Source organism: Agrobacterium sp. MCAB5 (assembly GCF_052114365.1).
GTDB lineage: Bacteria > Pseudomonadota > Alphaproteobacteria > Rhizobiales > Rhizobiaceae > Agrobacterium > Agrobacterium tumefaciens.
Window position 1 is genome coordinate 1 of sequence record NZ_JBFREP010000073.1, and the last position, 807, is coordinate 807.

The 807-nt window shown below is 53.8% G+C and carries 1 protein-coding gene; it reads right to left on the reverse strand.

Annotated features, from left to right (window positions below; all coding sequences use genetic code 11):
- The coding region (locus AB4Z23_RS27370) for a glyoxalase superfamily protein (RefSeq protein WP_441361171.1) at positions 1–233 on the reverse strand (233 nt) is incomplete at its 3' end.
- Positions 234–807: the final 574 nt, after the last annotated feature.

Here is an 807-nt window from a genome sequence, read left to right on the forward strand (position 1 = left end):
CGCATAGGAACGATGGGAATGTTTACCCCGACTGGAAAAGGCGTGCTAGCCCGGGCCGAGGTTGTCGACGACTGGGTCGCTTGGATCCTTGCGGCCAATACGTTCCAGTCTCGATAGCCAAGAATTCGAGCAATTAGCTCCTGGCTCTCACTGTTGGTGAAGGTGACAGATTTAGCGTGAAGCGCTTCACGTAGCGTTTTCGCCATAGCTTTGGCATCGCGGAAATCGCGCATGAGATGATCCTTTGCATAAACGAACGGAGAGTGTCAGGGGCTTGCGTTGCTGACCCGTTCGTTCGGGCAAAGGGAGCCATAAGTGGCTCGATACATTCACCATACCCCGACGGGGCGCAAGCAGCAGGCTGTATCTACCGAGCACCAATTGTGCGCAGAAGCCTTTTACTTGTCAATCTCAAGCTGGACGAGACTCCATCTTGGAAGGAAGCCGCCGCTCCCTATCGCAAAATTCCCGATTTCTTTTTCAGTTTTGCGTCTGACATTTGCGACAACGCAAAATGCGGAATTTCGCGACAAGTTTCTGCAACCAAGCTAAGCCCGACTTTGACCCCCTCACTGCCGCGTTTCAGTCTCTTTGCCACGTAATGTGAGAGGATGGTTCAACGGACGGTTCTTCCGTTACGGCTCGACAGTCGGGAAGCCGACTTTGCCGGGAAGCCGCGTGGTCTCACGAGTGTCACCGCATTTCTCGCATTTAAGGTAGCTCCCACGTTCCATTTTCAGCAACATCTAACACTCTGTCGGCTGGCTTTCCGTCAGGCTGACATCGCCCAACCGTTGCGTCGATGAG